Below are 22,133 nucleotides of genomic sequence, written 5' to 3'. Positions count from 1 at the left end.
TTTCAAGCGTGTTTCGGCGCGGCATCGGCCACGGCGACGTCAGGTGCGGATTTGGGTGTCATGCGGGCGGCGAACACGATGATCGCGGCGATGATCGAGGTCGCGGCCAGACCATAGAGGCCGCCCTGGATCGAACCGGTGTGTTGTTCCAGCAGGCCGAAAGTGGTGGGGGCGACGAAGCCGCCGAGGTTGCCCACCGAGTTGATCAGCGCGATCACGGCAGCGGCGATCCGCGCATCGAGATAGGCCTGCGGGATCGGCCAGAACAGCGACGACGCAGATTTGAAACCCAGCGCGGCAAAGCAGATCGCGACGAAGGCGAAAATCGGCCCGCCGGTGGTGGACATGAACATACCCGCTGCGGCGATCAACAGTGCCGTGGCCACCCAGGCCTGCTGATGCTTCCACTTCGCCGAGAATGAGGCGAACGCATACATGCCGATGATCGACAGCAACCACGGAATCGAGTTGAACAGCCCGACCTGGAAGTCGCTCATCTCGCCCATTTTCTTGATGATGCTCGGCAGCCAGAACGTCGCGGCGTAGATGGTCAATTGAATGAAGAAGTAAATCAGGCAGAACAGAATGATCTGGCGATCCTTGAGAAGTTTGCTCAGCGAGGGTTTGATCGGAGTCGCGGCTTCGCGGGCCTTCTGTTCATCGTCGATGGCTTTGACCAGTGCGTCTTGCTCGGCACGGGTCAGCCACTTGGCGTCGTGGGGTTTGGCGTCGAGCCAGAACCACACGAACACGCACAGGCCGACCGAGAACATCCCCTCAATGAAGTACATCCACTGCCAGCCGTGCAGGCCGAGCCCTTCGATCTGCAACAGCAGGCCGGACAACGGGCCGGAAATCAGCGAGGCCACCGCCGAGCCACTCAGGAAAATCGCAATCGCCTTGCCGCGCTCGGCCCCCGGCAACCAGCGAGTGAAGTAGTAGATCACCCCGGGAAAGAAACCGGCCTCGGCCACGCCAAGCAGAAATCGCAGGATGTAGAAGTGGGTTTCGTTCTGGATGAACGCCATGCCGGCGGCCACCAGGCCCCAGGTGAACATGATGCGGGTCAGCCAGATTCGCGCACCGACCTTTTGCAGCAGCATGTTGGAGGGGACTTCGAACAGCGCGTAACCGATGAAGAACAGACCGGCACCGAACCCATAGGCAGCGGCGCCGATGCCGAGGTCATGTTCCATGTGGGTGCGGACGAAGCCGATGTTCACCCGGTCAATGTAATTGACGATGAACATGATGACGAACAGCGGCAGGACGTGGCGTTTGACTTTGGCAATGGCGGAGGACAGCACGGAATCGGCGCCCTCGTTCATCCCGGCAATGGATGATTTCACTTGGTTTTCTCCCACTCGTTATTTTTATGCGGGGTGTGGCTGGGTGTTGCGTTGTTGATAGACATCATACAACCAGATTTTTTTGTCCTACAAGCGGGAGCGTCCAATCATATTTATCTACGGGGAAGGGTTTTTATGCTTTTTAAGATTTTAAGTGCCGTATTTGTTGGGCTTTGAAGATTTTTTGTGTGCGGTAGCGCAGAGCGCCAAGCCAGCGAGCGTGGAGTGCTGGCGTGACGATGTTGAAGGTTTTTGAGCAAAAAATCGTTTGTTGTCATACAAGTTGATTGCCTTGAATCATAGGAGCTCATACAACTCATCCCCCGCAATGCTACGATCGGTGTGCCCCGATCGCCGGAACCCAACCATGCAAGAAGACCTCGACGCTCCCGCCCGTAAACGCGCGCACAACCTGGCCCATGATCTGGTGGAAAAACTCACCCAGAGCATCCTGCTCGGCCAGATGTTGCCCGGTGACAAGTTGCCTTCGGAGAACTCGATCGTTCAGGAGCACGGCGTCAGCCGCACCGTGGTGCGCGAGGCGATTTCCAAGTTGCAGGCGTCGGGGCTGGTGGAGACGCGACACGGCATCGGCACGTTCGTGATCGAGCGCGCACCGGAGCAGGGGCTGCGACTGAATGTCGACACCGCGCTGGGGGTGCGCAGCATTCTCGAATTGCGCATGGGGCTGGAGACGCAAGCGGTAGCGCTGGCCGCGCAGCGCCGAACCGAACAGCAACTAGTGCAGATGCGTCAGGCGCTTGATGACTATCAGCGTCTATTGGCCAACAACGACAGTTGCGTCGAGGCCGACCGGCGCTTTCACCTTTTGATTGCCGAGGCTACCGGCAATGTCTGCTTCACCGAAATCATGCAGCACCTGGGCAGCGCGATGATTCCGCGCACGCGGGTCAATGCGACCGAACGCGGGGCGGTGGATTTGAGCAAGCTTGGGCAACTGGCGAATCTTGAGCATGAGGCGATCCTCAACGCGATCAAGCGTCAGGACCCGGACGCGGCACGTGCGGCAATGTGGCTGCACCTGACCAACAGTCGTGACCGGTTTTCAGCCACGAGCTGAATGCCGCTGGTCCGTTAGATAGCACGCGTCTAGACAGCGCCGATATCGCGCATCAACAAGCCGAAGCGCAAATCCACCGCATCCGGAATCGGCAGGTACACCGTGTGCCCATCCCCCGGCGCTACGTCGATGGCTTCGCCCTTGAGGTTCTGCAGTTCATGCAGATCAAAGTGGAAGTTGCCCTTGGGCGTCATCAGCTCCAGATGATCGCCCAGCGCAAAGCGGTTCTTCACCTTTACCTCGGCGAGTCGATCCCGGCGCTCGCCGGTCAGTTCGCCAACAAACTGCTGACGCTCCGACACTGAACTGCCGTTCTGGTAGTTCTGGTATTCGTCATGCACGTGACGGCGCAGGAAGCCTTCGGTGTAGCCGCGCTGGGCGAGGGATTCCAGATCGGTCATCAGGCTGCGGTCGAATTCGCGGCCGGCCACCGCATCGTCGATGGCCCGGCGATAGACTTGGGTGGTGCGTGCGCAATAGAAGTGCGATTTGGTCCGGCCTTCGATCTTCAGCGAGTGCACGCCCATGCGGGTCAGGCGTTCGACGTGCTGCACGGCGCGCAGGTCCTTGGCGTTCATGATGTAGGTGCCGTGTTCGTCTTCGAATGCCGGCATCAGTTCGCCGGGGCGATTGGCTTCCTGCAACAGAAACACCTGATCGGTGGGAGCGCCGAGGCCGAGGGTCGGTTGCGGTTCGAAGGTCTGCACGATCTCGCCGAGCTGGTTTTCGGTGGCTTCCTGCGCCGAATATTTCCAGCGGCAGGCGTTGGTGCAGGTGCCCTGATTGGCGTCGCGTTTGTTCATGTAGCCCGAGAGCAGGCAGCGGCCGGAGTAGGCCATGCACAGTGCGCCGTGGACGAACACTTCCAGTTCCATGCCCGGTACTTGCTCGCGGATTTCGCCGATCTCTTCCAGCGACAGCTCCCGGGACAGGATGATCCGGCTCAGCCCCTGTTGCTGCCAGAATTCGACACTCGCCCAGTTCACCGTGTTGGCTTGCACTGAAAGATGAATCGGCATCTGTGGGAAGTGTCGGCGCACCAGCATGATCAGGCCAGGGTCGGACATGATCAGCGCGTCCGGTGCCATGTCGATCACTGGCGCCAGATCCTTGAGGAAGGTCTTGAGCTTGGCGTTGTGTGGCGCGATGTTGACCACCACGTAGAAACGCTTGCCCTGGGCCTGGGCTTCACGAATGCCGAGGGCGAGGTTGGCGTGGTCGAACTCGTTGTTGCGCACCCGCAGGCTGTAGCGCGGCTGGCCGGCGTAGACCGCATCGGCGCCGTAGGCGAAGGCGTAGCGCATGTTTTTCAGGGTGCCGGCGGGGGCGAGCAGTTCCGGGGTGAAGGAGGGCGTCATGGCGGTGTCGGTCGCAAAAGCGCGGGAGGGTAAACGAGGCGCGGCGAGGGTTTATTGATCTGGATCTATGCTCCATGAACAAAGATGGCACTCGCGCGGGCGTGGGCTGACTAAGTTGGGCGGGTGCGCGTGGCGCCTGACTGACATGGACCGGACATGAACCAAAAGAGTCTGCAATTCAAATCCCTCACCGTGCTGCTGTTTCTGGTGACGGTGGCCTTCATCTGGATCCTGCTGCCGTTTTACGGTGCGGTGTTCTGGGCGGTGATCCTCGGTATTCTGTTCGCGCCGATGCAGCGTCGGTTGCAGCAGAAATTCGGCTGGCAACGCAACCTGACTTCACTGTGCACCTTGAGTGTCTGTCTGGTGATCGCGATCCTGCCGGTGATCGTCATCAGCGTGTTGCTGGTGCAGGAAGGGGCGGTGCTCTACGACAACATCGAAAGCGGCAAGCTCGATATCGGCGCGTATCTGGCGCAGTTCAAGCACAGTCTGCCGCCGTACTTTCAGCATTTGCTCGATCGGTTTGGTGTAGGTGAACTCAGTGCCTTGCGCGAGAAGATCGTCAAGGCTGCGATGCAGGGCAGTCAGGTGTTGGCGACCCAGGCGTTCAGTTTCGGCCAGGGCACGTTCGATTTCGTGGTGAGTTTTTTCATCATGCTGTACTTGCTGTTTTTCTTTCTGCGCGATGGCGCCGAACTGGCGCGCAAGGTGCGTACGGCGGTGCCGCTGGAAGAACATCACAAGCGTCGGCTGCAACTGAAGTTCAATCGGGTGGTGCGCGCCACGGTTAAAGGCAATCTGGTGGTGGCAATCACTCAGGGCGCATTGGGCGGGGCGATTTTCTGGTTTCTCGACATTCCCAGCGCGTTGCTCTGGGCGGTGTTGATGGCGTTTCTGTCGCTGTTGCCAGCGGTGGGTGCGGGCATTGTCTGGGCGCCGGTGGCTGTTTATTTCCTGCTCAGCGGGATGATCTGGCAGGGTGTGGTGCTGGCGCTGTTCGGGATATTCGTGATCGGTCTGGTGGACAACGTGTTGCGTCCGGTGCTGGTCGGCAAGGACACCCGCATGCCGGATTACATGATCCTGATCTCGACGCTGGGCGGGATGGCGGTGTTCGGCCTCAATGGTTTCGTGATCGGGCCGCTGATCGCCGCATTGTTCATGTCGAGCTGGGCGCTGTTCATCGAAACCCGACCGAAGGTGCAGTTGCCTTAAGCCTTGAACGGGCCGTCGATCAGCCGTTGCGACAACGCCTGGGCGGCTGGCAGTGAAGTGAGTGGGCCGCTGACTGGCTCGCCGTCGCGCACCAGATACCAACAGGCGAGCAGTCCCATTTCTCTGAGCGATGCGGGAACCGCGCTGCCGATAACGGACATGATTTGAACCTGAGCCATGAGAAGTACCTCCATCAATCTATGGAGCTACCTTAAGGACTCGTCCGTTTCAGGGACAATCAACGCTTTCGATAGTGGACATTGATGCCAGCGAGGGCTGGCTCAATCCACCACTTGATCGAGCATGTGCACGATTTCGTGCTCGTTGAGCAAACCCTTGCGCACCAGGTTTTCCGCCAGCAGCGACACAAACTTCGCCGTGCGATGGCCTTCCAGGTGCTTGAGCTCGGTCAGTGCGTTGTACACCTTGCTCGAAGTGCATAAACCGACGATACGGTGCGGATTCTGTGTAGGCATTCAAGTCGTCCTTGTTGTTATCAACCTGTTGTATGCGGACGGAATCAGATTGCGGTTCCGTCATGACAAATAGATGACCGTTTTGTGTTTTGCCCCCGACGGTCAAGTCCATCATGCCGACTTTAACGGTTCAAACTGTCCCCACAGCGACCTTGGCGAGATTTTTTCAGACCTTGGCCGACGGACGGTTGGCTTTCCCGAGGTCAATAAAAAACCCCGCTAAAAAGCGGGGCTCTGTGTTTCGGTTACCAGCGCGGGCCGCCGTAGTAATGCGGACGACCGTAATAGCCGTGCGGAGGGCCGTAATACACCGGCGCCGGTTGCACATAGACCGGTTGCTGTACGTAAACCGGGGCCGGCTGGTAGTAGACCGGCGGTGGCGGTTGTTGCACGTACACCGGTGCCGGTTGAGCGTAAACAGGCTGTTGAACATACACCGGACGATCCTGGTTGATGAGCGCCGAGCCGATGATGGCCGAGCCGACGATCGCACCAAATACCGCCGGGCCTTGCCAGCCACCGCCATGGGCTTCTGCCTGACCTGTGATAGCGCATGCACCGATCAACAAGGCCACGATGGGGAGTTTACGAATCATGATAAATCCTCGGTTCTTCGACCCGGCGTCCAGGCCTGCAACAGGCACAAGATGGCGCGGGGATACTTCTAAGACAGCAACATTTGGAAAAACAGCACGGCGGCTGGGTAAATTTTGTGTAAGGTCTGTACCGGCTTGCTTACCGGGTTTCAGGCAACGGCTGTGATGCCCGGAACAGACCGCCTTATGATCGTTCAGAACCCGATGGTCTGGCTAATCCCGTCCATCCGAAAGTGCATTAGAAGGAGACTCCCATGCAGATGAACCCCAACAAAGACACCCAACTGTGCATGTCCCTGTCTGGGCGTCCCGGGAATTTCGGTCTGCGTTTTCATAACCATCTGTATGAGCAACTGGGCCTGAATTTCTACTACAAGGCGTTCAGCAGCCAGGACTTGCCGGGAGCCGTCGGCGGGATTCGGGCGCTGGGCATTCGTGGTTGCGGCGTATCGATGCCGTTCAAGGAAGCGAGCATTGCGCTGGTCGATGAGCTGGATGCGTCGGCGGCAGCGATCCAGTCGATCAACACCATCGTCAACACCAACGGCCATCTCAAGGCCTACAACACCGATTACATCGCTATCGCCCAGTTGCTGGAAACTCATGCGGTACCAAAGGCATCGACCTTCGCCCTGCGCGGCAGCGGCGGCATGGCCAAAGCGGTGGCCAGTGCCTTGCGCGACGGCGGCTACAAAAACGGTTTGATCGTGGCCCGCAACGAGCGCGCCGGGCGGGCACTGGCGGACTCCCTGAACTATCGCTGGCAGGCGGAATTGGGCGATGAACGCCCGCAGATGTTGATCAACGTCACCCCTGTGGGGATGGACGGCGGCCCGGAAGCGGGTCAGCTTTCTTTTGACGTGGATGTGATCAAGTCTGCCGAGACTGTGTTCGATGTGGTGGCGATCCCCTCGGAAACGCAGCTGATCGTGCGTGGCCGCGCCGAAGGCAAAAAAGTGATCACCGGGCTGGAAGTGATCGCGATCCAGGCGCTGGAGCAGTTCGTGCTCTACACCGGCGTGCGGCCGACGGTCGAGCAATTCGATGCAGCGGTGGCGTTTGCACGCAGTTGATGGAGCCTGAATAACGGTAAGTCCGCCCGGATTTGCCGTTGCCTATACTGTCGGACCAGCAAGCACAGACTTACCCATCACAAGAACCGAGGTCTGCATGCACCCGCCCATTCTCAACCTGAATGACGTCGAACTCGAACCACTCCCCGAATCCTTGGCTCCCGAAGGCGAAACCGCCGGGCGTTATCAGCAGAAGTTCGCCCGGGTCGGCCAGCAATTGGGCGCGCAGAAGCTCGGTTATCGTCTGTATGCGCTGCCACCGGGTATGCGTGGCAGCCCGTTTCACAGCCATAGGGTCAATGAGGAAATGTTTTACGTGGTGGCCGGGGAAGGGGAGGTGCGCCTCGGTGCCGAGCGTTTTCCGATCCGTGCCGGCGATGTGATCGCCTGTCCGCCGGGAGGTCCGGAAGCGGCGCATCAGATCATCAATACCAGCGCGCAAGAGCTGCGCTATCTGGCGGTCAGCACCCAGCAGCACCCGGAAATCTGCGAGTACCCGGACTCGAACAAATACGCGGTGATGGATAATTTCAGCGTCGATGCCGAAGGCAAGGCCTCGGGCTTCGTGGCGGTGGCGCGGCAGGCGGACGGGGTGGATTACTGGGACGGCGAGTGACGCCGCCCCATTGCACTTATTCGAGTCGAGCCAGACGCTCTTCCAGCGCTGCAATCCGTGCTTCCAGTTCTTCGATGCGTTCGACTGATACACCGCTGGCTGCGCCGCGGTCACTCGGGTTCTGCCGTGCCGACAGAATCGCTTCGATGTCCGCCGGATCACCCAGCGCATGGGTGTAGCGATCTTCGCGCTGACCAGCCTGACGTGGAATCAGCACCGCCAGATCCCGAGCGATCAGGCGTTCCAGCTGATGTACCACTTGTTCGGCGTCTTCGAATTCATGCATGCGACCGCTGCGAGTCAGCAGTTCGTTGACGGTCTGCGGGCCGCGCAGGAACATCAGCCCGGTCAGAATCAATTGCGCCGGCACCAGTTCCAGCGCCTTGTCGACCTTGTGCTCCCAGCGGTCGGCGCGGCTGCCCATCACCAGTTTGGCGAAACCGCGACCTTCGAGGGCGCGCAGGCTCTGGCCGACCTGGCCCTGGGTCAGGTTCATCACCGGTTCGCGACTGGTTTTCTGATTACAGGCCAGCACCAGCGCGTTGAGGGTCAGCGGATAGGTTTCCGGGCTGGTGGCCTGTTTCTCGATCAGCGAACCCAGAATGCGGATTTCCGTGGCGTTGAGCCTTGGTTCGTTGGCGTTGGTTTCAAGTTCTGTGGTCATCGCGCGTTCCCTCTGCAGTCGAAGGCGCCTAGCCTAATCCTTGCTGGATAAAAGACAAGCCGCGCGGCGCGCGAGCATGGCTATAATCGCCCCACGATTCACCCAGCCACCACGTGAGACTGCCATGACCATTTCCCTGTACGCTGCATCCGTCCCGGTTTTCCAGCAAATGCTCAACGCCCTGAGCGATGTGCTGAAAAAGGCTGAAACCCACGCCACCGAGAAAAACATCGACCCGAATGCCTTCCTGCAAGCGCGTCTGTACCCGGACATGTTCCCGCTGGTGCGTCAGGTGCAGATCGCCGTGGACTTCGCCAAAGGCGTTTCCTCGCGTCTGGCCGAAGTCGAGATCCCGAAGTACGACGACACCGAAACCACTTTCGCCGATCTGCAAGCGCTGATCGCCAAGGTTCTGGCCTTCATCGGCGAGATCAAGCCTGAGCAAATCAACGGCAAGGAAGGCATCGAAATCGTGACCCGTCCAGGCACGCCAAAAGAGAAGCGCTTCTCCGGCCAGGCTTACCTGCTGAGCTACGGCCTGCCGCAGTTCTTCTTCCACGTCACCACCACTTACGCACTGCTGCGTCACAACGGTGTGGAAGTGGGCAAGCGCGATTACATGGGCGCGTTCTAAACCGCCCGGCTTAACCGCCGACGCAACAAAAAGCCCGCCAAGGTTTGCGCCTTGGCGGGCTTTTTTTGTTGCGCTCGATTTTTACACCGAACGCTGGGTTTTCTGCTCTTCGCCCAGGCAAGCGGCGGCGGTGAACAGTACGTCGGTGGAGGAGTTCAGCGCCGTCTCGGCCGAATCCTGCAACACGCCGATGATGAAACCAACTGCGACCACTTGCATGGCAATCTCGCTCGGAATGCCGAACAGGCTGCACGCCAGCGGGATCAGCAACAGCGAACCGCCGGCCACGCCCGAAGCACCGCAGGCGCAGATCGCCGCGACGACGCTGAGCAGGATGGCGGTCGGGATGTCCACGGCGATGCCTAGCGTGTGCACGGCCGCGAGGGTCAGCACGGTGATGGTGATCGATGCGCCGGCCATGTTGATGGTGGCGCCGAGCGGAATCGACACCGAGTAGGTGTCTTCATGCAGGCCCAGTCGCTTGCTCAGTTCCAGATTGACCGGAATGTTCGCTGCCGAGCTGCGGGTGAAGAACGCGGTGATGCCGCTTTCACGCAGGCATTTCAGCGTCAGTGGATACGGGTTGCGACGCAGCTTCCAGAACACGATCAGCGGGTTCATGACCAGTGCCACGAACAGCATGCAACCCAGCAACACCGCCAGCAGGTGCGCGTAGCCGACCAGTGCACCAAAGCCCGAAGTGGCCAGGGTCGACGCCACCAGGCCGAAAATCCCCAGCGGCGCAAAGCGGATCACCACGCGCACGATCAGGGTCACGCCGTTGGACAGGTCGCTGACCACCTCGCGGGTGGTGTCGCCGGCGTGCCGAATCGCCACGCCCATGCCGATGGCCCAGGCCAGAATGCCGATGAAGTTGGCGTTCATCAGCGCGGTGATCGGGTTTTCCACCACGCTCAGCAGCAGGCTTTGAAGCACTTCACCGATGCCGCCCGGTGCGCTCACGGCGATGTTGTCGGTGGACAGCACCAGATGCGACGGGAACATCGTGCTGGCGATCACTGCAACCACGGCAGCGGCGAAAGTGCCCAGCAGATACAGGAACAGGATCGGCCGGATGTGGGTTTCCTGACCGTGCTTGTGATTGGCGATCGACGCCATGACCAGCACGAACACCAGGATCGGCGCCACGGCTTTCAGTGCCGAGACGAATACCTTGCCGATGAATGCGGTACCTTTGGCCGCTTCCGGCGCAAACAGCGCCAAGGAAATGCCGGCAATCAGGCCGATCAGGATCTGCGTGACCAGGCTGAGGCTTTTAAGGCGTTGCAATAGAGAAGGGGATGAAGCGGTCATAACGGCATCTCTGGTTTTTTATAGGGTGCAAGGTTGCGTGATCCGGGCGATGAATCGGGGGCAGGCCACAGACACGAACCGAAAGGAATGACGCGACAGCCACGCCGTTAAACGGGCGGCTGAACAGGGTGTACGTTTTGCAGGGCGCGGACTTTATCACAGGGTCGTCCGGATCCTTCAGACCTGTGACGATCTGCCACCGGATTGATCGGCAACTTCGACAGGTTTGTGCAAGTCACTCTGGAAACACTCTGTTAAGATTGCGCATCCTTATTTTCAAGTTCTGCCGGCGGGCCTTCGGGTCAACGCTGGTGTCGTCGTTTTGCTGGAGTTCCTCATGCTGTTGCCTATCCTTCTGTTGTCTGCTGCCGGGTTCACGGTGCTGACCACGGAGTTCGTCATCGTCGGCCTGTTGCCGGCGATTGCCCGAGACCTGGCCGTCACCATCCCGCAAGCCGGATTGCTGGTGACTCTATTCGCTTTCACCGTGGCCATGTTCGGCCCATTCTTGACGGCATATTTCGCCCGTTTCGAACGACGCAAACTGTTCATTACCATCCTGATCATGTTCGGACTGGCCAACACCGTAGCGGCGTTTGCGCCGAACATCTGGGTCATGGCCATTGCCCGGTTGATCCCGGCGCTGGGGCTGCCGGTGTTCTGGGCGCTGGCCAGTGAAACCGCCGTGGATATCGTCGGCCCGGACTTCGCCGGTCGCGCCATCGCCAAGATCGGCTTCGGCATCGTCTGCGCCACGGTGTTCGGCATTCCGGTCGGCACGCTGATTTCCGACGCGTTCGGCTGGCGCAGTGCGTTCGGCATTCTGGCGGTGATCGCGTTCGCCAAAGCGTTGCTGCTTTTTGTCTATCTGCCGAAAACCAGCCTGCACCAGCATCAGGTCAGTTTCGCTTCGCAGTTCAAGATCCTGCGCAGTCCGCTGATGCTCGGCCATGTGCTGCTGTCGATCCTGGTGTTCAGCGGCATGTTCACCGCCTACACCTATCTGGCGGACATCCTTGAACGTCTGGCGGGCTTCAATGGCACCGTGGTCGGCTGGTGCCTGATGGGCTTTGGCGCAGTCGGTCTGATCGGCAACTCGCTGGGCGGTCGTGCGGTGGATCGCCATCCGCTGATGGCCTCGGTGATGTTCTGCGCGTTCATGATCCCGGGGATGGTGGCGCTGGTGCCGAACATCAATTCGTCGTTGGGTCTGGCGGCGGCAATGGGTATCTGGGGCGTGACACAGGCGGCGCTGTTCCTGGTCAGCCACGTGCGCTTGATGAAAGCGGCGCCTGAAGCGCCGGCCTTCGCCGCGTCGCTGAACATTGCCGGGGCCAACCTCGGGATTGGTCTGGGCGCAATCATTGGCGGTCGGGTGATCGACAGCGCTGGTCTGGGCTTCGTGGGTTTCGCCGCAGCCGGCTTCATTCTGCTGTCGATTTTCCTCGCCATGGTGCTGATGGTGCTCAAACCGCGCGAAGTCTGCGCGCCGGTTTAAAAGGCTGTAAACAGCTCGCGTCGGGCACCTTCGGTAATCGCTTTGATGCCGGGGTGCTTGACCTTGCGTTCCACTGAGATCGCGTAGAACGACTCACTCACCGCATCGGTCTGGCCGATCAATTCGACGCCGTACTGGCGCTTCACCTCATCGGCAATCACGCTCGGGCCGATGAAAATCCCGCTGCCGGACTGGCCGAACGCCTGCATCAAGGCGCTGTCATCGAACTCCCCGACTATCCTTGGCTGAATCTGCTGCTCGGCGAACCAGCGCTGCAAACGGCTGCGCACTACGGTTTCTGCGCCGGGAATCAACAACGGTGCACCGTGCAGGCTGCGCGGGAAATCCTGTCCGTACTGCGCTGCCAGCTCGGCGGTGGCGAAGAAACTGATCCCGCATTCCCCGAGTTTCTGGCTGTAGCCCTTGATGTCCAGGTGCGAGGGCATCGGGCTGTCGGAGATCACCAGGTCCAGGCGCTGGATCGCCAGATCCGCCAGCAACCGCTCGAGTTTGTCTTCGCGGCAGGTGATGCGCAGCGGTTCGCTCAATTCCATGGTCGGTGCGATCAGGCGATAAACGATGGATTTGGGTACGACGTCCGCCACGCCGACGCGGAACAGGATCTGCTGTTCGTTGGGTTGGGCGCGCAGCATCAGTTCCAGTTCGCCGCCGAGTTGGAACATCTGCTCGGCGTAGGGCAGGGCCTGGCGCCCGGCCTCGGTGAGTTCCAGTTGCCGGCCGACCCGTTGAAACAATTCGATGCCGTAAGTCTGTTCGAGCAAGGAAATCTGGCCGCTGATGGTTTGTGGCGTGAGGTTAAGTTGCTCGCACGCGCGCACGATGCTGCCGGTCTTGGCCACCACCCAGAAGTAATGCAGTTGTCGGTAATTGAGCATGGGGTTCGGTCCGTCAAATACAGTTCGTATAAATCGAAGTATAGCCGCTAAAAATACGAATTTTCCTGAAGTGTCTGTCTCCCTAGAATGCCCAGCCATCGACGGGTGGTCTACAACCCTGTCTGTTCATTCGAAGGAGGCCTCATGAAATATACGATTCCGGCACTGATGTTTACGTCTTTACTGCTTATGGCAGGTTGCGACCAGGCCGAAAAGAGCGCGCAACAGTTGATGGGCAAGGCCGCCGAGAGCGCCAAGCAAGCCATCGACGACACCCATAAAGCCGCTGAACAAGCGCTCAGCGACGCCACCGGCGGCCTGATCGAGAAAAAAGAAGCCCCGGAAAAAGAGGCGGAAAAATCCGAATCTTCCTCCAAGACCATCTAAATCGTCTTACAAGAGTCAGGACTGACCCATGGAATATCTGTTAGAACTCGCTTCCAGCCCGACCGCCTGGATTGCCTTGGCCACACTGGTGGTGATGGAAATCGTGCTGGGCATCGATAACCTGATCTTCATCTCGATCCTGACCAACAAACTGCCCGAGCAGTACCGGCAGAAGGCCCGTCGTGTCGGTATTGGCATGGCGCTGATCATGCGTCTGGCCCTGTTGAGCACCATCGCGTTCATCGTTCAGTTGACCGCGCCGGTCATCGAGATCCTCGGCCAGGCGTTCTCCTGGAAGGACATGATCCTGATCGCTGGTGGCTTGTTCCTGGTGTGGAAGGCAACGACCGAGATCCATCACAGCATGGACCCGGCGCCGGAAGATCCGAAGTCCGCGACGTCGACGGTAACCCTGGGTTTTGCCGCCGCCATCGGGCAGATCCTGGTGCTGGACATGGTGTTCTCGATCGACAGCATCATTACCGCGGTCGGCATGACCGAACACTTGCCGATCATGGTGATCGCGGTGGTGGTTTCGGTGCTGGTGATGCTGTTTGCAGCTGATCCGCTGGCCAAGTTCATCAACGACAACCCGACGGTTGTAATGCTGGCCCTGGGCTTCCTGATCATGATCGGCATGACGCTTATCGCTGAAGGCTTCGGCGCCCACGTACCGAAAGGTTATGTGTATGCCGCCATGGCGTTCTCCGCTTCGATTGAAGTGCTGAACATGATGTCGCGCCGCGCCAGGCAGAAGAAACTGACTGCCGAAGCGTAATCGCTGGAAAACCAAAGGCCGCCTGAACTCGCGAGAGTCCAGGCGGCCTTTTTGTTAGTGTCGGTTACAGGAAGTCAGTGCGCGGTGGCGTGACGAGCGTCGTGTTTCTCGATCTTTCTGGTCGGTGCGGGTTGTGCGGGGTGGTGATGGCGCCGGGAAATCCGCAGCACGCCCCACAGCATGGCGGCGGCTACGGCCAGCCAGCCGGCAATCAACATTACGATGGTCATGGTCAGGCTCATCGGTGCCTCCTCTTTGCCCTGCGTCGGGCGCTCGCTTTTTTGCGCTTATCTGAGTGACAGTCTAGTCGCTGGCGTGTTTCAGGCTATTGACCAAAGGTCGGTGGTGACCAATCACTTCGCTCTATGCAGCCGATGGATCTGCCCCTTTGGGCTATACCGCAGCGTTGCGCCGTCCTATGATCCTCGACCAAGCCGGAACACGATGACCGGTAACTGATCAAGAGAGTGACGATGGTGCAGCTATTTTCCCGGATTCGCATGGCGTTGCTGGTGGCCGGTTGCGTGACAGCATTGGTGGGGTGTGCGGGCAGCGTGGCGCCTGAGGTCCAGCGCCTGCCGGAGCGGGTCGAGCTCAGCGGCACTTTCTATCGCGGTGAGGCCAATCAGAGCGGGCCACAAGTGCTTGCCAGTCTGCTGTCGCAACAGGGCATCGTGATTACGCCGGGTCTGCTGGAAAAACCGCTGCACTTGCCGGGCGCGGAAGACAAATTGCAACAGAACATGCAGAACCTGGCCCGTGAATACGGCATGGTCGTATACCCGGTCGATGCCCGTTTGCCGGCGTTGCTGACCCAAGTCGCGGCGGGTTACCCGGTGATGGTGCGTTTCAGCGAAGGATCTGCATTCTGGGCCGAGCCGCGTTACGCGATCCTCTCCGGCTACGACCGGAAAAAGCAGAAGGTGCTGCTGCGTGCCGGGATGAACCGCCGCGAGCTGATGAGTTTCAGTTCTTTTGAGTCGGCACTCGAGAAGTCAGGTGGCTGGGCAATATTGATTCAGAAGCCTTCGCAGATCCCGGCAGCGGTCGATCGCCAGCGTTGGCTGAAAGCGGCTGATGAACTGGCGCAGGCAGGTCAGGAGCGAGAAGCGGCGCAGGCCCGCAAGGCACTGGAGGCGAAGTGAGGTTCCGTCCGTCTCCTGACGGGCACCCTGACGCGGTGCCAGACTCTTAAAGGTAACGCCCGATTTTTCGGGTGATGACCCGAATGAGAGGTGCGTATGAGTACCGATTCCAGCTTCGATGACCATAAACCGGACAGCGTGCCGACCACCCCGGAACCGGACGTTGATCCGGTGTTGGACCCGGACAGCCCGTTGCGTGATCCGCTTGCTCGCCCTGCCGTCGTGACGCCGGAGCATCGGCGTGATCCAAGTGCCGGTGATGGCATTCCCGATGATGACCAGATGCCGTTGCCTAACGACTGAACCGGCAGACGAAAAAAAGCCCCGAATGTTCGGGGCTTTTTCTTGTGTCGCGGATTACTTGGACGCTTCGACGACGCCACTGTGGCGGCCCTTGAGGTTCTTCTCAGCCTTGTATTGCTGAGCCACCGCTGGAACGTTGGTGCTCCTGCCGGTTTCCACCCAGCTGCGGATGCGGCTCGCATCGGCAAAGTGGGTGTACTTGCCGAAGGCGTCAAGAATCACCAGAGCGACCGGACGGTTGCTCATCTTCGTCACAAGCACCAAGCAGTGGCCGGCCGGATTGGTGAAGCCGGTTTTGGTGATCTTGATATCCCAATCGGCTTTGTTGACGAGATGGTCGGTATTGCGAAAACCCAGGGTGTAATTGGGTTTGCGGAACGAAACGGTTTTTTCCTTGGTGGTGGTGAGCTCGCTGAGGATTGGATGTTTCTGCGCGGCCATCAGCAACTTGCTCAGGTCGCGCGCAGTGGAAACGTTGCGTTCCGACAGGCCGGTCGGCTCGACAAAGTGGGTGCTGGTCATGCCTAGCGCCTTGGCCTTGGCGTTCATCGCCGCGATGAATGCCACATAGCCGCCCGGGTAGTGGTGCGCCAGGCTGGCTGCGGCGCGGTTTTCCGAGGACATCAGGGCAATCAGCAGCATCTCTCGGCGCGGCAATTCGCTACGCAGTTTGACCCGGGAAAACACGCCTTTCATTTCCGGGGTGTGGCTGATGTCGACGTCAATCCATTCGTCCATGTTCTGGTGCGCTTCAACCACGACCAAACCGGTCATCAACTTGCTGACGGAGGCGATCGGCACGATCACGTCCGGATTGCTGGAGTAGATGACTTTATTGGTCTGCAGATCCATCAGCAGGGCGCTGCCAGAGGCGATTTTCAGTTGCGAGGCGTCTCGGGGGGCAGCGGTGGTTTCGGCGGCGTTGACCGTTGGCGTGAGGAGTGTGCCTGAAAATGCAAAAACCAGGCTCAGGATGGACAGACGAATATTCACGCGGGCGAACTCATGAAGGTTGGAAATGCCGTTATTTGTAACGGACTGTGTCGTAAAACGACGCATTCTAGGAGTATGGCTGAAGATCTGTCGATGGTTGTTTGTGGGGCATGAAAAAGTCGTGAAAAGCCCTGTGAAAATAGGGGTTTCCGGCGAACGGTAAAGGTTTTTTCGAGGATATGAAAAACCCCGCACGAGGCGGGGTTTCGGGAGCGCGGGAAAAGCGCCTCAGGCGTGCAAGGTTTCTGCCGCGTACAGCGTGTTTTCCAGCAGGCAGGCACGGGTCATCGGGCCGACACCGCCCGGTACTGGAGTGATCCAGCCGGCGCGGGGCAGGGCGGTTTCGTACACGACGTCACCGACCAGTTTGCCGTCGTCCTGACGGTTGATGCCGACGTCGATCACGATCGCGCCTTCCTTGATCCACTCGCCCTTGACCAAGCCTGGCTTGCCGGCGGCAACCACGACCAGATCGGCGCGGCCGACGTGGCCGGCCAGGTCCTTGGTGAAACGGTGGGTCACGGTCACGGTGCAGCCGGCCAGCAACAGCTCCATGGCCATCGGGCGACCGACGATGTTGGAAGCGCCGACAACCACGGCGTCCATCCCGTACAGATCGACGCCGGTGCTTTCCAGCAAGGTCATGATGCCTTTCGGGGTGCAGGGGCGCAGCAGCGGAATACGCTGGGCCAGACGGCCGACGTTATAAGGATGGAAACCGTCGACGTCCTTGTCCGGGCGGATGCGCTCCAGCAGTTTGGAGGCGTCCAGGTGCTCGGGCAGCGGAAGCTGAAGCAGAATGCCGTCGATTGCCGGGTCGTCGTTCAGTCGATCGATCAGATCGGTCAGAGCTTCTTGAGTGGTTTCGGAAGGCAGGTCGTAGGCTTGAGAGAGGAAGCCGACCTCTTCACAGTCTTTACGCTTGTGCGAGACATAAACCTGAGAGGCAGGATCGCTGCCGACCAGGATCACCGCGAGGCCGGGAGTGCGCAAGCCTTGCTCGCGACGTTCGGCTACCCGTTGGGCGATCTGCTGGCGCAGGCTGGCGGCGATTGATTTGCCGTCGATTAGTTGTGCAGTCATTGCGCGTGATTAACCATCGAGAGGGGAAAAAAAGAGAACGCATTCTCGCATGTCAGACGGTGAGGGCAAAGGCGCTTGGTCAGCAAATTCCCCTAAGCCCTTTAATTAAATGAATTTTTTTTAAAAAGGATTTGACGACCTGCAGGTCGCTCTATACTATTCGTCGCACTTGTCGGGCACAGCCTAGCACTGGTTAAGAAGGTTGAGCGGAATCAAGGTTCTGCGAGACTGGAAAGCACTTAGTTTGTAGTCCTCCAAGGGTACAGCTAACAAGGCGCCCGTAGCTCAGCTGGATAGAGCATCCGCCTTCTAAGCGGATGGTCGCAGGTTCGAGTCCTGCCGGGTGCGCCATTAGGCAGCTTTGGCACAAGTAACGCGATATGGTGGGCGTAGCTCAGTTGGTAGAGCACGGGATTGTGACTCCCGTTGTCGTGGGTTCGATCCCCATCGTCCACCCCATATTTCGAAAGGCGCCAGATGTAACAATCTGGCGCCTTTGCTTTAAAAAGCTTCATCCGCGGATGTGGTGGAATTGGTAGACACACTGGATTTAGGTTCCAGCGCCGCGAGGCGTAAGAGTTCGAGTCTCTTCATCCGCACCAATCAAAGCTTCATTCATGCCGTTGGTAGGGTGAAGTTCTACAAAGAAGTTGTTTGGCTTCTTTGGTACGCAATATGGTGGGCGTAGCTCAGTTGGTAGAGCACGGGATTGTGACTCCCGTTGTCGTGGGTTCGATCCCCATCGTCCACCCCATATTCCGAAAGGCGCCAGACTTAACAGTCTGGCGCCTTTTTTGTTTTACGGTTTCGGGTTTTCGGCGACTGCCGGTTTCGGGTCGCAGGGCAGGGCGCTTCGTCGTATTAATGTTGCTCGATGATGCTGCGCTGCCCGCCGGCCTTGCTTGCGGGGTTGGCTGTCAGGGAGATGATTCAATCGCCTCTATATATAGAAGAGGTTGGCGCAGAGCCCTGGCTTGATTGGCTGTATTTGCTAACAGGGCGAGGCGCAACCGTTTGTCCCCGCCTTCAAATTGCCTGCTGTTTTTTTACCCGTTTTCAGTAGGGTGACTTCTTGAGTTTGACCCACTAGAATGCATGCCCTTGATTCTTGGGTCGGAAACGGCCGGCTAACGTCTGTGCAACGAGGAATATCCATGCAAGTTTCTGTTGAAAATACTACTGCTCTTGAGCGCCGCATGAGCATCACCGTGCCGGCTGAGCGCATCGAGACTCAGGTCAACAAGCGTCTGCAGCAGACTGCCCAAAAGGCCAAGATTGCTGGCTTCCGTCCAGGCAAAGTGCCAATGAGCGAAATCAAGCGCCGTTTCGGTGCTGATGCGCGCCAGGAAGCGATCGGCGACGTGATCCAGTCCTCCTTCTACGAAGCTGTGGTTGAGCAGAAGCTGAACCCGGCCGGTTCGCCATCGATCGAGCCTAAGTCGCTCGAAGCTGGCAAGGACCTGGAATACGTAGCCGTATTCGAAGTGTTCCCTGAGTTCACCGTTGCCGGCTTCGAAGGCATCACCGTCGAGCGCCTGAGCGCTGACGTGGCTGACGCCGATCTGGACAAGATGCTGGACATCCTGCGTAAGCAGAACACCCGTTTCGAAGTGGCCGATCGCGCTGCCCAGAACGAAGACCAGCTGAACATCGATTTCGTTGGCAAGGTTGACGGCGAAGTGTTCGCTGGCGGTTCCGCCAAGGGTACTCAGCTGGTGCTGGGCTCCGGCCGCATGATCCCTGGCTTCGAAGAAGGCCTGGTTGGCGCCAAAGCCGGTGAAGAGCGCGTTCTGAACCTGACCTTCCCAGAGGACTATCAGAACCTGGACCTGGCTGGCAAAACCGCTGAGTTCACCGTGACTGTCAACACCGTTTCCGAGCCAAAACTGCCAGAGCTGAACGAAGAGTTCTTCGCCCAGTTCGGTATCAAGGAAAGCGGCATCGACGGCTTCCGCACCGAAGTTCGCAAGAACATGGAGCGTGAACTGCGTCAGGCGATCAAATCCAAGGTCAAGAATCAGGTAATGGACGGTCTGCTGGCCACCAACCCGATCGAAGTGCCAAAGGCTCTGCTGTCCAACGAAGTTGACCGTCTGCGCGTGCAGGCTGTTCAGCAGTTCGGTGGCAACATCAAGCCAGATCAACTGCCGGCCGAGCTGTTCGAAGAGCAAGCCAAGCGCCGCGTTGTGCTGGGTCTGATCGTGGCTGAAGTGGTCAAGCAATTCGACCTGAAGCCAGACGAAGCCCGCGTTCGCGAAATGATTCAGGAAATGGCTTCGGCCTACCAAGAGCCTGAGCAGGTTGTGTCCTGGTACTACAAGAACGAGCAGCAACTGAACGAAGTCCGTTCGGTTGTGCTGGAAGAACAAGTTGTGGATACTGTTCTGCAGAAAGCCAGTGTGACCGACAAATCGGTCTCCTACGAAGAAGCGGTCAAGCCGGTAGAAGCTCCAAAAGCCGACTGATTGTTTTTGCGTTAGAAGCACACACCATAAGCCAGCTTTCGAGCTGGCTTATGCGTATTCAAGACATAACTATTTGGGAGTGACTGCAGAGCATGTTCCGAAATTCGTATATTCAGCAGAACTCTGATATCCAGGCCGCAGGCGGTCTGGTCCCGATGGTTGTCGAGCAGTCCGCTCGTGGCGAGCGCGCCTATGACATTTATTCGCGTCTTCTGAAGGAGCGAGTGATCTTTCTGGTGGGTCCGGTAGAGGACTACATGGCCAACCTGATCTGTGCGCAATTGCTGTTCCTTGAAGCGGAAAACCCGGACAAGGACATCCATCTTTATATCAACTCCCCGGGCGGTTCGGTGACAGCGGGCATGTCGATCTACGACACCATGCAGTTCATCAAGCCAAACGTGTCGACCACCTGCATCGGCCAGGCTTGCAGCATGGGCGCATTCCTGCTGACCGCAGGTGCTCCAGGCAAGCGTTTCTGCCTGCCGAACTCGCGTGTGATGATTCACCAGCCACTGGGCGGTTTCCAGGGCCAGGCGTCGGATATCGAAATCCACGCCAAGGAAATCCTCTTCATCCGCGAGCGCCTCAACACGCTGATGGCCAAGCACAGCGGTCGCACTCTGGAAGAAATCGAGCGCGATACCAACCGCGACAACTTCATGAGTGCAGAAGCTGCGAAGGAATACGGCTTGATCGACGAAGTGATCAACCAGCGTCCAGCTTAAAATAAGCAGCTCGAAATAGGCCTGGTCGGCTGGTCCGATCAGCGGCGGGCTTGAAAAAGCCCGCAATAGCCTTCATCTTGTGTTGCAAGCCTATCGGATTTGGATCGAACGAATGACTGACACCCGCAACGGCGAGGACAACGGCAAGCTGCTCTATTGCTCCTTCTGTGGCAAAAGCCAGCATGAAGTGCGCAAATTGATTGCCGGCCCCTCGGTCTTTATCTGCGACGAGTGCGTCGACCTGTGCAATGACATCATCCGTGAGGAGGTGCAGGAAGCACAGGCCGAAAGCAGCGCGCATAAATTGCCTTCGCCTAAAGAAATCAGCGGCATCCTTGACCAGTACGTCATTGGTCAGGAGCGTGCAAAGAAGGTTCTGGCGGTAGCGGTGTACAACCACTACAAGCGTCTGAACCAGCGTGACAAAAAGGCTGACGACGTCGAACTCGGCAAGAGCAACATCCTGCTGATCGGCCCGACAGGCTCCGGTAAAACCCTGCTGGCCGAAACTTTGGCCCGCTTGCTGAACGTTCCGTTCACCATTGCCGACGCAACCACCCTCACCGAGGCGGGTTACGTGGGTGAAGACGTCGAGAACATCATTCAGAAGCTGCTGCAGAAGTGCGATTACGACGTGGAAAAGGCCCAGATGGGCATTGTCTACATCGATGAAATCGACAAGATTTCGCGCAAGTCCGACAACCCGTCGATCACCCGGGACGTTTCCGGTGAAGGCGTGCAGCAGGCCTTGCTGAAGTTGATCGAAGGCACGGTCGCTTCCGTTCCACCGCAAGGTGGCCGCAAGCATCCGCAGCAGGAATTCCTGCAGGTCGACACCCGTAACATCCTGTTCATCTGCGGTGGTGCGTTCTCCGGTCTGGAGAAAGTGATTCAAAACCGTTCCACCAAAGGTGGCATCGGTTTCAACGCAGAAGTACGCAGCAAGGAAGAAGGCAAGAAAGTCGGTGAATCCCTGCGTGAAGTCGAGCCTGACGATCTGGTCAAGTTCGGTCTGATCCCGGAATTCGTCGGTCGTCTGCCGGTCCTTGCGACGCTGGACGAGCTGGATGAGGCTGCATTGATGCAGATTCTCACCGAGCCGAAAAATGCCCTGACCAAACAGTACGCCAAGCTGTTCGAGATGGAAGGCGTGGATCTGGAATTCCGTTCCGATGCGCTGAAATCGGTCGCCAAACGTGCACTGGAACGTAAAACCGGTGCCCGTGGCCTGCGTTCGATTCTCGAAGGTGTGCTGCTCGACACGATGTACGAAATCCCCTCGCAGTCCGAGGTGAGCAAAGTCGTGATCGATGAAAGCGTGATCGAAGGCAAGTCCAAGCCACTGTATATCTACGAAAACAGTGAGCCGGCTGCCAAGGCAGCGCCGGACGCCTAAGCGTCCAGTCTGCTGGAATAAAGAAGGGGCCTTCGGGCCTCTTTTTTTTTAAGAAATTTTAACCTCCTCATAGCGCTTGTTT

The 22,133-nt window shown here is 58.5% G+C and carries 24 protein-coding genes and 4 tRNA genes; 17 read left to right on the top strand and 11 right to left on the bottom strand.

All coding sequences use genetic code 11. The annotated features are described in order from the left end of the window. Positions 1-2: 2 nt before the first annotated feature. Complete coding sequence (locus JJN09_RS09695; RefSeq protein ID WP_096822358.1) at positions 3-1,349, bottom strand: MFS transporter; 1,347 nt, start codon at positions 1,347-1,349, stop codon at positions 3-5. Positions 1,350-1,716: 367 nt separating this feature from the next. Between JJN09_RS09695 and JJN09_RS09690 the strand changes: the two genes are divergently transcribed. Further along, complete coding sequence (locus JJN09_RS09690) at positions 1,717-2,430, top strand: FadR/GntR family transcriptional regulator (protein ID WP_249487076.1); 714 nt, start codon at positions 1,717-1,719, stop codon at positions 2,428-2,430. A 29-nt stretch (positions 2,431-2,459) separates the two neighbouring features. Here JJN09_RS09690 and yegQ read toward each other — a convergent pair whose 3' ends face one another. After that, entirely contained in the window at positions 2,460-3,788 is a 1,329-nt protein-coding gene (gene yegQ, locus JJN09_RS09685) for a tRNA 5-hydroxyuridine modification protein YegQ (protein WP_249487075.1), read from the bottom strand. Positions 3,789-3,944: 156 nt separating this feature from the next. Here yegQ and JJN09_RS09680 point away from each other — a divergent pair, with 156 nt between their 5' ends. Further along, positions 3,945-5,006, top strand: coding sequence for an AI-2E family transporter (locus tag JJN09_RS09680; protein ID WP_249487074.1), 1,062 nt, complete (start codon positions 3,945-3,947; stop codon positions 5,004-5,006). On the opposite strand, the gene JJN09_RS09675 is transcribed toward JJN09_RS09680, so the two are convergent. From JJN09_RS09675 to JJN09_RS09665, 3 genes are all read right to left on the bottom strand, one after another. After that, positions 5,003-5,185, bottom strand: a complete 183-nt coding sequence (locus JJN09_RS09675) for a hypothetical protein (RefSeq protein WP_249487073.1) — start codon at positions 5,183-5,185, stop codon at positions 5,003-5,005. The two genes, JJN09_RS09680 and JJN09_RS09675, sit on opposite strands and share 4 nt — an antisense overlap. A gap of 102 nt (positions 5,186-5,287) precedes the next feature. Further along, positions 5,288-5,482: a hypothetical protein gene (locus tag JJN09_RS09670; RefSeq protein ID WP_085712486.1), complete on the bottom strand. Its 195-nt coding sequence runs from the start codon at positions 5,480-5,482 to the stop codon at positions 5,288-5,290. 245 nt (positions 5,483-5,727) lie between these two features. Next, positions 5,728-6,078, bottom strand: a complete 351-nt coding sequence (locus JJN09_RS09665) for a hypothetical protein (RefSeq protein WP_096822348.1) — start codon at positions 6,076-6,078, stop codon at positions 5,728-5,730. 254 nt (positions 6,079-6,332) lie between these two features. Between JJN09_RS09665 and JJN09_RS09660 the strand changes: the two genes are divergently transcribed. Both JJN09_RS09660 and JJN09_RS09655 read left to right on the top strand, forming a co-directional pair. Beyond that, a complete protein-coding gene (locus JJN09_RS09660) occupies positions 6,333-7,151 on the top strand; it encodes a shikimate 5-dehydrogenase (RefSeq protein ID WP_249487072.1) in 819 nt (272 codons plus the stop codon). 97 nt (positions 7,152-7,248) lie between these two features. After that, positions 7,249-7,767: a cupin domain-containing protein gene (locus tag JJN09_RS09655; RefSeq protein ID WP_249487071.1), complete on the top strand. Its 519-nt coding sequence runs from the start codon at positions 7,249-7,251 to the stop codon at positions 7,765-7,767. Between the two features lie 16 nt (positions 7,768-7,783). Here JJN09_RS09655 and JJN09_RS09650 read toward each other — a convergent pair whose 3' ends face one another. Further along, entirely contained in the window at positions 7,784-8,431 is a 648-nt protein-coding gene (locus JJN09_RS09650) for a YceH family protein (protein WP_249487069.1), read from the bottom strand. Between the two features lie 124 nt (positions 8,432-8,555). Here JJN09_RS09650 and JJN09_RS09645 point away from each other — a divergent pair, with 124 nt between their 5' ends. After that, entirely contained in the window at positions 8,556-9,065 is a 510-nt protein-coding gene (locus tag JJN09_RS09645; protein WP_249487068.1) for a DUF1993 family protein, read from the top strand. A gap of 81 nt (positions 9,066-9,146) precedes the next feature. Here JJN09_RS09645 and sstT read toward each other — a convergent pair whose 3' ends face one another. After that, positions 9,147-10,379: a serine/threonine transporter SstT gene (gene sstT, locus JJN09_RS09640; protein ID WP_249487066.1), complete on the bottom strand. Its 1,233-nt coding sequence runs from the start codon at positions 10,377-10,379 to the stop codon at positions 9,147-9,149. Positions 10,380-10,716: 337 nt separating this feature from the next. Between sstT and JJN09_RS09635 the strand changes: the two genes are divergently transcribed. Next, positions 10,717-11,877: an MFS transporter gene (locus JJN09_RS09635; RefSeq protein ID WP_249487065.1), complete on the top strand. Its 1,161-nt coding sequence runs from the start codon at positions 10,717-10,719 to the stop codon at positions 11,875-11,877. On the opposite strand, the gene nhaR is transcribed toward JJN09_RS09635, so the two are convergent. Further along, positions 11,874-12,773: a transcriptional activator NhaR gene (gene nhaR, locus JJN09_RS09630; RefSeq protein ID WP_007951569.1), complete on the bottom strand. Its 900-nt coding sequence runs from the start codon at positions 12,771-12,773 to the stop codon at positions 11,874-11,876. The two genes, JJN09_RS09635 and nhaR, sit on opposite strands and share 4 nt — an antisense overlap. 144 nt (positions 12,774-12,917) lie before the next feature. Here nhaR and JJN09_RS09625 point away from each other — a divergent pair, with 144 nt between their 5' ends. Together JJN09_RS09625 and JJN09_RS09620 are read left to right on the top strand one after the other, a co-directional pair. After that, positions 12,918-13,160: a hypothetical protein gene (locus JJN09_RS09625; RefSeq protein WP_249487063.1), complete on the top strand. Its 243-nt coding sequence runs from the start codon at positions 12,918-12,920 to the stop codon at positions 13,158-13,160. 28 nt (positions 13,161-13,188) lie between these two features. Then, entirely contained in the window at positions 13,189-13,938 is a 750-nt protein-coding gene (locus JJN09_RS09620) for a TerC family protein (RefSeq protein ID WP_249487061.1), read from the top strand. Between the two features lie 74 nt (positions 13,939-14,012). On the opposite strand, the gene JJN09_RS09615 is transcribed toward JJN09_RS09620, so the two are convergent. Next, positions 14,013-14,180, bottom strand: a complete 168-nt coding sequence (locus tag JJN09_RS09615) for a hypothetical protein (RefSeq protein WP_249487059.1) — start codon at positions 14,178-14,180, stop codon at positions 14,013-14,015. 231 nt (positions 14,181-14,411) lie between these two features. Here JJN09_RS09615 and JJN09_RS09610 point away from each other — a divergent pair, with 231 nt between their 5' ends. Next, positions 14,412-15,083: a peptidase C39 family protein gene (locus JJN09_RS09610; protein WP_249487057.1), complete on the top strand. Its 672-nt coding sequence runs from the start codon at positions 14,412-14,414 to the stop codon at positions 15,081-15,083. Between the two features lie 96 nt (positions 15,084-15,179). Next, positions 15,180-15,386, top strand: coding sequence for a hypothetical protein (locus JJN09_RS09605; RefSeq protein ID WP_102621718.1), 207 nt, complete (start codon positions 15,180-15,182; stop codon positions 15,384-15,386). A gap of 54 nt (positions 15,387-15,440) precedes the next feature. Here the strand turns inward: JJN09_RS09605 and pbpG are convergent, their stop codons facing one another. Together pbpG and folD are read right to left on the bottom strand one after the other, a co-directional pair. Continuing rightward, the gene (gene pbpG, locus JJN09_RS09600) at positions 15,441-16,379 is read right to left on the bottom strand and encodes a D-alanyl-D-alanine endopeptidase (protein ID WP_249487056.1); all 939 of its coding nucleotides are present in this window, start codon (positions 16,377-16,379) and stop codon (positions 15,441-15,443) included. A gap of 228 nt (positions 16,380-16,607) precedes the next feature. Beyond that, positions 16,608-17,462 carry a bifunctional methylenetetrahydrofolate dehydrogenase/methenyltetrahydrofolate cyclohydrolase FolD gene (gene folD, locus JJN09_RS09595; RefSeq protein WP_249487055.1) on the bottom strand — a complete coding sequence of 285 codons (855 nt, stop codon included), beginning with the start codon at positions 17,460-17,462 and terminating at the stop codon, positions 16,608-16,610. Positions 17,463-17,736: 274 nt separating this feature from the next. Between folD and JJN09_RS09590 the strand changes: the two genes are divergently transcribed. The 7 genes from JJN09_RS09590 (at position 17,737) to clpX (ending at position 22,051) form a co-directional block, all read left to right on the top strand. Beyond that, a tRNA-Arg gene (locus JJN09_RS09590) sits at positions 17,737-17,813 on the top strand. Positions 17,814-17,845: 32 nt separating this feature from the next. Next, positions 17,846-17,921, top strand: a tRNA-His gene (locus JJN09_RS09585). Between the two features lie 58 nt (positions 17,922-17,979). Next, positions 17,980-18,064 (top strand) — tRNA-Leu (locus JJN09_RS09580). A gap of 76 nt (positions 18,065-18,140) precedes the next feature. Beyond that, a tRNA-His gene (locus JJN09_RS09575) sits at positions 18,141-18,216 on the top strand. Between the two features lie 400 nt (positions 18,217-18,616). Next, positions 18,617-19,927: a trigger factor gene (tig, locus tag JJN09_RS09570; protein ID WP_011335037.1), complete on the top strand. Its 1,311-nt coding sequence runs from the start codon at positions 18,617-18,619 to the stop codon at positions 19,925-19,927. A gap of 92 nt (positions 19,928-20,019) precedes the next feature. After that, positions 20,020-20,655, top strand: a complete 636-nt coding sequence (gene clpP, locus JJN09_RS09565) for an ATP-dependent Clp endopeptidase proteolytic subunit ClpP (RefSeq protein WP_007951559.1) — start codon at positions 20,020-20,022, stop codon at positions 20,653-20,655. 112 nt (positions 20,656-20,767) lie between these two features. After that, positions 20,768-22,051, top strand: a complete 1,284-nt coding sequence (gene clpX / locus JJN09_RS09560; RefSeq protein ID WP_007951558.1) for an ATP-dependent Clp protease ATP-binding subunit ClpX — start codon at positions 20,768-20,770, stop codon at positions 22,049-22,051. Positions 22,052-22,133 lie beyond the last annotated feature (82 nt).

Source organism: Pseudomonas sp. HS6, from assembly GCF_023375815.1.
Lineage (GTDB): Bacteria > Pseudomonadota > Gammaproteobacteria > Pseudomonadales > Pseudomonadaceae > Aquipseudomonas.
Note: the sequence above shows the minus strand (reverse complement) of the source record. Positions and strands in the feature narration are given on the sequence as shown.